The sequence below is a fragment of the Ileibacterium valens genome, from assembly GCF_001945525.1.
GTDB lineage: Bacteria > Bacillota_I > Bacilli_A > Erysipelotrichales > Erysipelotrichaceae > Ileibacterium > Ileibacterium valens.
The window spans coordinates 1-8,297 of the sequence record NZ_MPJW01000226.1 but is presented as its reverse complement, the minus strand read 5'-3'; the positions used below and the strand labels follow the sequence as shown (position 1 = coordinate 8,297).

Annotated in this window: 7 protein-coding genes; 5 read left to right on the top strand and 2 right to left on the bottom strand. The window is 41.0% G+C overall.

What is annotated here, in order from left to right:
- Positions 1-322 precede the first annotated feature (322 nt).
- Positions 323-1,069 (bottom strand): 2,3-diphosphoglycerate-dependent phosphoglycerate mutase, encoded by a 747-nt coding sequence (gene gpmA, locus BO222_RS11195; protein ID WP_075820861.1) that lies wholly within the window; start codon positions 1,067-1,069, stop codon positions 323-325.
- A 274-nt stretch (positions 1,070-1,343) separates the two neighbouring features.
- Between gpmA and BO222_RS11190 the strand changes: the two genes are divergently transcribed.
- The 4 genes from BO222_RS11190 to BO222_RS11175 all read left to right on the top strand — a co-directional run bounded on the left by BO222_RS11190 (position 1,344) and on the right by BO222_RS11175 (position 6,443).
- Positions 1,344-2,813: a family 1 glycosylhydrolase gene (locus BO222_RS11190; protein WP_075820860.1), complete on the top strand. Its 1,470-nt coding sequence runs from the start codon at positions 1,344-1,346 to the stop codon at positions 2,811-2,813.
- Positions 2,814-3,141: 328 nt separating this feature from the next.
- Entirely contained in the window at positions 3,142-4,440 is a 1,299-nt protein-coding gene (locus BO222_RS11185) for an O-acetylhomoserine aminocarboxypropyltransferase/cysteine synthase family protein (RefSeq protein ID WP_075820859.1), read from the top strand.
- Positions 4,441-4,918: 478 nt separating this feature from the next.
- Positions 4,919-5,863 carry a homoserine O-acetyltransferase MetA gene (gene metA, locus BO222_RS11180; protein WP_075820858.1) on the top strand — a complete coding sequence of 315 codons (945 nt, stop codon included), beginning with the start codon at positions 4,919-4,921 and terminating at the stop codon, positions 5,861-5,863.
- Between the two features lie 49 nt (positions 5,864-5,912).
- Positions 5,913-6,443: a flavin reductase family protein gene (locus BO222_RS11175; RefSeq protein WP_198932076.1), complete on the top strand. Its 531-nt coding sequence runs from the start codon at positions 5,913-5,915 to the stop codon at positions 6,441-6,443.
- Positions 6,444-6,610: 167 nt separating this feature from the next.
- On the opposite strand, the gene BO222_RS11170 is transcribed toward BO222_RS11175, so the two are convergent.
- Positions 6,611-7,801, bottom strand: coding sequence for an MGDG synthase family glycosyltransferase (locus BO222_RS11170; protein ID WP_075820857.1), 1,191 nt, complete (start codon positions 7,799-7,801; stop codon positions 6,611-6,613).
- A gap of 137 nt (positions 7,802-7,938) precedes the next feature.
- Between BO222_RS11170 and BO222_RS11165 the strand changes: the two genes are divergently transcribed.
- A complete protein-coding gene (locus tag BO222_RS11165) occupies positions 7,939-8,148 on the top strand; it encodes an oligosaccharide flippase family protein (RefSeq protein ID WP_143357021.1) in 210 nt (69 codons plus the stop codon).
- Positions 8,149-8,297: the final 149 nt, after the last annotated feature.

Genomic DNA, 8,297 nt, shown 5'->3' with positions numbered 1-8,297 from the left:
GGGAAGAGAGAATGGAGCAGTGGCAAACGGCCCTGAATCGAGTTATAGTGTGTTTGGTAATTTTGTTTATTGAGCATGAACATATTTTACCAAAAAAGGCACCTCATCCATTACGGATCAGGTGCCTCTTTTTATTTTTGGACTGTCAGAAATTTAACAGCCCCTTTAACGGTGTTTCTTCTGTTGGATTGACAACAGAATCCTGGTTGAATCCATTAGACTGGACGAAGGATTCAAATGAAGTTGTATGTACAGAGATCGTTGAAGGATTGGATTGCTGTTAAAACGCAGACAGAAGAAACAATTTATGAAGCCGGGAGAACTACTTCGCTTTTCCCTGGTTGGCTACCGCATTCATTTTTGCTTCAAGAGCAGCCTGATCACCAAGGTAATAGTGACGCAGAACATTCATGTTATCGTCGAATTCATAAACCAGAGGTACGCCGGTTGGAATATTCAGTTCGAGGATTTCGTCGTTGCTCATGTTGTCGAGATATTTTACCAGAGCACGCAAGGAGTTGCCATGGGCAGCGATAATTACGTTTTCTCCATTTTCGATATCGGGTTTGATGATTTCCTGGTAGTAAGGAACAACGCGGTCAATTGTTGTTTTTAAAGATTCGGTTAATGGAAGTTCACCTGCATTGACTCTGGCATAGTGCTTCTGGTTCTTTGGTGCTCTTTCATCTTCAGGGCTTAATTCAGGGGGTGTTACATCAAAGCTTCGGCGCCAGATTTTTACCTGTTCGTCGCCGTATTTAGCAGCGGTATCCGCTTTGTTTAAGCCCTGCAGTGCTCCGTAATGACGTTCATTTAAGCGCCATGTCTTTTCGATAGGGATATAGTTTTCATCAAGTTCATCAAGAACATGATTTAATGTATGGATTGCTCTTTTCAGATAGGAAGTGTAGGCCTTATCGAAAGTAAATCCTTCTTCTTTCAGAAGTCTGCCTGCTTCAGCAGCTTCTTCATGACCTTTGGCGGACAGATCAACATCAGTCCATCCAGTAAAACGGTTTTCTTTATTCCATTCGCTTTCGCCATGGCGAAGCAACACAAGTTTTTTCATGGATTCAATTGTCCTTTCAAATGATTAGTAATAACTAACTAAATTATATCTAATTTTTTTGCCGGTCGTTAACAAAATGACTTTTTCCTCCTGAATTGTAAAAATAACCTTATTAGGATAAGCATGTAAGCGAAATCTCAAAACGAACGGTTTCAGAAAACGCTTTGAGATTCGAAAAAAGTCGAAAAACCAATTCTGGTTTACGTTAAAATGGATAGGAGAAGAACGGATTCGCTGCACGAATTCACAACTTTTATTTTGAAGGAGGAGAAAAATGGCAAAATTTCCAGATGGCTTTTTATGGGGCGGTGCCACAGCGGCAAACCAGTATGAAGGAGGCTGGAATGAAGGTGGAAGGGGAATGACACTTTCGGATGTTACCACCGGTGGAACCAATCTAACGCCGAGAATGGTTACCTGGAAGGACAAATTCGGTAATCCTCATGCTTCCCCCGAGCATGGATTTAGTCTGCCGGAAGGCGGAGAGTATGCGGTTTTGGAAGACTATTATTATCCGAACCATAAGGCAACAGACTTTTATCATCATTGGAAAGAAGATATCGGCTTATTCGCGGAGATGGGCTTTAAGGTATTCAGAATGTCCATTGCCTGGAGCCGTCTGTTTCCAACCGGAATGGAAGAAGAACCAAATCCGGAAGGAGTTCAGTTTTATAAAGAGATCTTTGAAGAGCTGAAAGCGCATGGAATTGAACCTCTGGTAACAATCTGGCATTTTGATACGCCGCTTTATCTTGTAGAGCATAAGGGCAACTGGACCAATCGTGAACTGATTGATCTGTATGTTCGATTTGCCAAAACCTGTTTTACAGAGTTTAAAGGACTGGTTCGTTACTGGCTGACTTTTAACGAGATTAATAACCCAATTCAGTTTATCGATTTTGTAGAAGGTGCTGATGATCAATCCTATCAGGACGCTTATCAGACACTCCATTATCAATTTGTGGCCAGTGCCAAAGCGGTACAGGTCGGTCATGAAATTGATCCGGATAATATGATTGGATGCATGATCTGTGGAATATGCAACTATCCATTAACTCCTGATCCAAAAGATATCGCTAAATGCATTTATACCTGGCAAAGAAATCTCTTCTATTCTGGAGATGTTCAGGCTTTAGGCGAATATCCAATCTTCGCTAAAAAATTATGGGCAGAGCATGACGTCGCTTTGGATATCACACAAGAGGATATGGCTATTCTTAAAGCTGGAGTTGTAGACTTCTATTCTTTCTCTTATTATATGTCGAATTGTGTAACGACTCATGAGAATACAGATAAGGCCAGCGGCAACTTTGTGATGGGTGCTAAAAACCCATATCTGACTTACTCGGATTGGGGCTGGGCTACTGATCCGGAAGGTCTCGAAATCTTCTGCCGTCTGGTCTGGGATCGTTATCATAAGCCGCTGATGATCGTTGAAAACGGACTGGGTGCGATTGATAAAGTCGAAGAAGATGGATCAATCCATGATGATTACCGGATTGACTATCTGAGAAAACATATTGAAGCCATGAAAAATATAATCGGAGAAGGAATTGATCTGATTGGATATACTCCATGGGGATGCATCGACCTGGTTTCCGCTGGAACTGGAGAAATGCGCAAACGCTACGGATTTATATACGTTGATATGGATGATGAAGGCAATGGCTCGATGAACCGCAGCCGTAAAGATAGCTTCAACTGGTATAAGCATGTCATTGAAACAAATGGAGAAGAAGTCTGATTGGATTAGTTATTCATAAAAATAATTAAGTCTTATTAATAATGATTCACAAAAATCATTTATAAAGTTGGAATACTGAGATCGAAATTGTCGGGATCGAAAGATGATCAGAATATCTTTCGATCCTTTTTGCATCGACTAGATTGTGATTTTAATACTTCCGTTATTCTTTTGAATTATATAGATTCACTCCTGTCTGTTTGGAATGAAGGACAAAATGAAAAAGAATGAATGAATTGTTTAGATATTTCACGAAAATTTACATAAATTTGCAATAATTTTCACAAGCGATATAATGGACTTCACAGAAAATTCAGGAGAGAAATTTATGAAAAAATATGGAGCGGGAACAACCGCAGTTCAGGGTGGCTATCGCCCCAGTAATGGTGAGCCTCGTCAGGTTCCAATTGTTCAGTCCACAACATTCAAATTCGATACAGGAGAAGCGATGGGCCGACTTTTCGACCTCGAAGATTCCGGTTATTTCTACAGCCGTCTGCAAAATCCAACCTGTGATACGGTAGCAGCGAAGATCTGCGAGTTAGAAGGCGGAAGTGCTGCCATGCTGACAAGCAGCGGGCAGGCAGCAAACCTGCTGGCTATCTTTAATATTGCAAATGCAGGAGATCACATCGTCAGTTCCTCATCCATATACGGTGGGACATTTAATCTGTTTGCGGTTACGATGAAAAAAATGGGCATTGATTTTACATTCGTAGATCCGGATGCTTCAGCAGAAGAAATTAAAGCCGCATTTAAGGAGAATACCAAAGCACTCTTTGGAGAAACGATTGCAAATCCTGCGCTGACCGTTCTGGATTTTGAAAAATTCGCATCAGTGGCTCATGATATGGGGGTTCCATTAATCATTGATAATACCTTTGCTACACCGATTAACTGCCGACCAATTGAATGGGGTGCTGATATTGTTGTTCATTCAACCACAAAATATATGGATGGTCATGGAGCAGCGGTAGGTGGAGCCATAGTTGATGCCGGCAAGTTTGACTGGATGGCTCATAAAGATAAATTTCCTGGCCTGACTACCCCTGATGAGAGCTATCACGGGATTACTTATGCCGAAAAGTTTGGAAAAGAAGGAGCGTTTATCACGAAGGCGACTGCCCAGCTGATGAGAGATTTCGGTTGTGTTCAGTCCCCGATGAATGCTTACTACCTGAACCTGGGTCTGGAATCTTTGCATGTCCGTATGCCAAGACATTGTGAAAATGGCCAAAGAGTCGCTGAATATCTTTCGCGCCATCCAAAAATCCGCTCTGTTACTTATTGTGGTTTACCTGAAGATAAATACCATAAACTGGCGATGAAATATCTGCCCAACGGAAGCTGTGGGGTTGTTTCCTTCAGAATCAATGGAGGCAAAAAAGCAGCTGAAGAGTTTATGTCTCACCTTAAACTGGCAGCAATTGAAACACATGTTGCCGATGCAAGAACCTGTGTTCTTCATCCGGCCAGTACGACTCATCGGCAGCTCTCCGATGCTGAACTTGAAGCGGCAGGCATTTATCCAGACCTGATTCGCTTTTCCTGTGGAATTGAAGATTCAGAAGATCTGATTGCTGATATTGCGCAGGCTCTTGAAGCAGTAGAGATTGAATCCATCTAATGAAGAGATCGGATTTAAGGCATAAGGAAATATAAGTATGCAGACTCCTGTAAGTCTCTAATTAAAGAATCGATTTGAGAATTGAAAGAACTGGATCAGTCCTGTTTCATCCGATTCTTTTTGGTTCTTAACAGGCAGAGATTGACTTTTACATTTTATGAAGCAAAAGATCTGACAAAAAAGCAGAAAATCCATACAGAAGATGAGAAATTCGATTGATCTTGATTGCGAATTCACTATAGTGTTTCAAATGTTTGAAATTTCCTTCATAATCAATGAAATAAGAAAAGGAGAAGCTCGCAAGCATCTTCACCAATCATAAACTGTTAAAGGATCAGATCTGGGATAGACAGGAATCAGGATAGAAATAAAAATACAGTCAGACTGCTGACTGATAAAATGATAAAAAGCATCCGGTCATGGAATTCGAAGGTTTATGAATTCTGTGACCGTATTGATTATTGCGAGCTAAATTGTCATGCCTATTAAAATTCCAGAACAGCTGCCGGCCACGCAGACACTGATCGATGAAAACATATTTGTGATGACTGAAAAGCGGGCTTTATCACAGGATATTCGTCCGCTGCATATTCTGCTCTTAAATCTGATGCCGACCAAGATTGAAACGGAAACTCAGATTGCCAGACTCATCGGAAATACTCCACTGCAGATTGAGTTAGAACTTCTGCAAATGCAGACTTATACTCCAACTCATATTTCGTCAGACCACATGAAGCACTTTTATACCACTTTTGACCAGATCAGAAACAATTACTATGATGGATTGATCATTACTGGTGCGCCTTTGGAACACCTGACCTATGAGGATGTTGAATACTGGGATGAGCTTTGTCAGATTATGGACTGGTCCTTATCTCATGTCTATTCCACATTGCATATATGCTGGGGAGCCTTTGCCGGGCTTTACTACCACTATGGCATTGATAAGAAACCTCTGGATGAAAAACTTTTTGGAGTGTTCAGCCATCATGTGGATCGGCGATCTTCAATTTTATTTCGTGGATTTGATGATACGTTCATGGTTCCGCATTCAAGGCATATCACAATAGATGAAAGTGATGTAAAGGAGCATCCGGAATTAAAAATTCTGGCCTCTTCAGAGCAGGCTGGCTTATATGCCATGTCGACGGAAGGTGGCCGTCAGATTTTTATTACGGGCCACTCAGAATATGATCAGAGAACACTCGAAAAAGAGTATCTTAGAGATAAGAAGGCTGGCAAGCCGATTCATGTTCCAGAAAATTATTATCCAGGGGATGATGATACCAGAGAACCTCTGGTCAGCTGGCGCTCAAGCGCAAATCTCTTTTTTGCCAATTGGATCAACTACATTGTTTATCAGACTACTCCATATGATTTAAATTCTTTGGAAGTTGTAAGAGAATTTGCTAAAAAAAATTAAATTAAAATGGTCGAAGGACCATATGCAAAATGCAAGAAGGAAACAAAAGATGACTGAAACCATTCGTACTGAAATTGATGTGAATGAAAAAGCGGGATATATTCTCGATTGTCTCAAACAGGGGATCCTGCTTACCACAAAAGAAAATGATCTGCTGGATACCATGACGATTGGATGGGCCACAATTGGGATTGATTGGTCCATTCCAGTTTTTACTGTTTATGTTCGGGAAAGCCGTTTTACCAAGGTGCTTCTGGATAAAACCAATCAGTTTACTGTTAATATTCCGCTCCCGGGTAAGAATGTCCGTAAAATTCTCAGTTTTTGCGGAACCAGATCGGGAAGAGATACGGATAAATTTAAAGAGTTAAATTTGCACACAGTTCCGGGGCTGACTGTAGATGTTCCAGCTATTGTCGAGCTGCCATTAACGATTGAATGCGAAGTTCTTTATGTGCAGGAACAGGATCCTCGCAGGATTCCGGATTCTATTTTACAAAGGCATTATCCAAATAAGGATTTTCATACAGCCTACTATGCCAGAATTACGGCTGCTTACATTCTTGAAGAAGAGAAGTAATGAATCTGAGAGAAATTTCATAATCAGCACTTTTCAAAAAAAATTGATGGACCAAAAGTTATAAATCTGAAAAAAGGCACGAAATGAACCGTGCCTTTTTTCATCGAGAAGCCATCAGGGATTCAGAAAATCAGAATGGCAGACCTTTTCTGTTGAACTTTGGTCGGTCAGGTCAGGTTTTGTCTGCGAGTTTTCAGGGGATGAATGCCTGGCTTTTTTTTTGTTGGTGATAAATGAACTAAAGCAGATGCAAAATCAACGACAGCCTGACCGGAATGTCTGGGCAGTGTATGTTTTTGAGCCATAACCATGGCTCTGGCAATCTGCGGATTGAGAAGCTGTTCAAGAAAGGGAATGATCTCTTCAGGCTTGCGGGCATAAAAGGCCATATTCTTTCGTTCAAAGTATTCTGCATTGGCGCTTTCTACACCGGGTATTGGAGAAACAAGCATCAGCGGAGTTCCGGCGGCTGCAGCTTCGGTGATTGAAAGACCACCAGGTTTTGTCAGATAAACATCGCAGGCATGAACATAATCATATACATTATCTACAAAGGGAATCGGTTTGATTTGCTCATGGCCTTCCTGAAGGAGCTGAAGATAAAGATCATCCGAATGACCGCACATCACCAGAAGATTGACATCTTTATGGCCTTCGAGAAAGGCTTCAAGATCCTCGAAATCTTTGGTTATACTGGAAAAGCCCATACTGCCGGAACCTAAAAGAAGCAGAGTTTTATCGACTGGAAGCTCCAGTTTTTTTCGAATCTCTTTTCTGTTTACAGTTTTTTCAAATTCTGGATCAACAGGAATACCTAAAGGCAGAACTTCATATGGATCGAGATGCCATTTAAGAAATTCATCTTCAATATCCTTTGAGGCTATGCAGGTATAATCGCAGTCTGCCTGAGTTTCAAAGGGAATGCAGGCATAGTCTGTGGTGATCAGAATACTTGGCGGCAGTCGAAGACCTTCTTCCTTTAAAAGGGTGATCATCATTCCGGCATACATATGAGTACAAACGATCAGATCGACTGGATTCTTTCTCAGATAGTCCAGAAGCCGGCGTGAGGTGGATTTCTGAACATCAAGGACTGGAGAGGGAAGGGGAATGATGTTTTCCAATTTTTCATACCATTCCCCTGCTTTATATAGACCATAGAAAACTTTTGGATATTTTTGAATGAGATGAACATAAGCTCCCCCAACCAGATTGGCTGTTTTCCTGGAATCGAGTGTATATGGATCCAGAAACTGAGTATCCCAGCCGTTTTTTTCAAAATGTTTGATCATTGCATGGGCACAACTGTCATGGCCTCCGCCTGTGGAGCAGCTTAACAGCAGAGCTTTTGGTTTCATAAAACAACATCCTTTCCGTTTCTTTCCTTTTATAACATTGCTGAAGTATGGTTTCTAGTTTGATACTTGTACGAAGGGAAGAAATGACTGGAAAGAACAAAAAGAATAAGCTTTCAGTTTCAAAAGAGGAAATAAGAATGAATTACAATGACTTGACTCAGGGACCGATAAAACAGGTCATGCTGAAGTTTGCAGGCTTTATGATTTTCGGAAATCTGCTTCAGCATATGTATAACATCGCTAATACCTGGATTGTAGGAAGATACTTAGGAAGTTCTGCATTGGAAATTGTGGGATCAGCATATGCTTTGATGACCTTGATCACATCCATCTTAATGAGCTCATAACAGTTTCAAGTAATCACATAGCATGTAGTTCATTCTAAAAATATCTCGTGTTCCACCTGTGAAAACGGTATTATTATTATAGTGGAGGCAGTATCCATGGCATTGATGAAAATTGGAGAATTCGCCAAAGAACTTGGTGTTTCTGTACA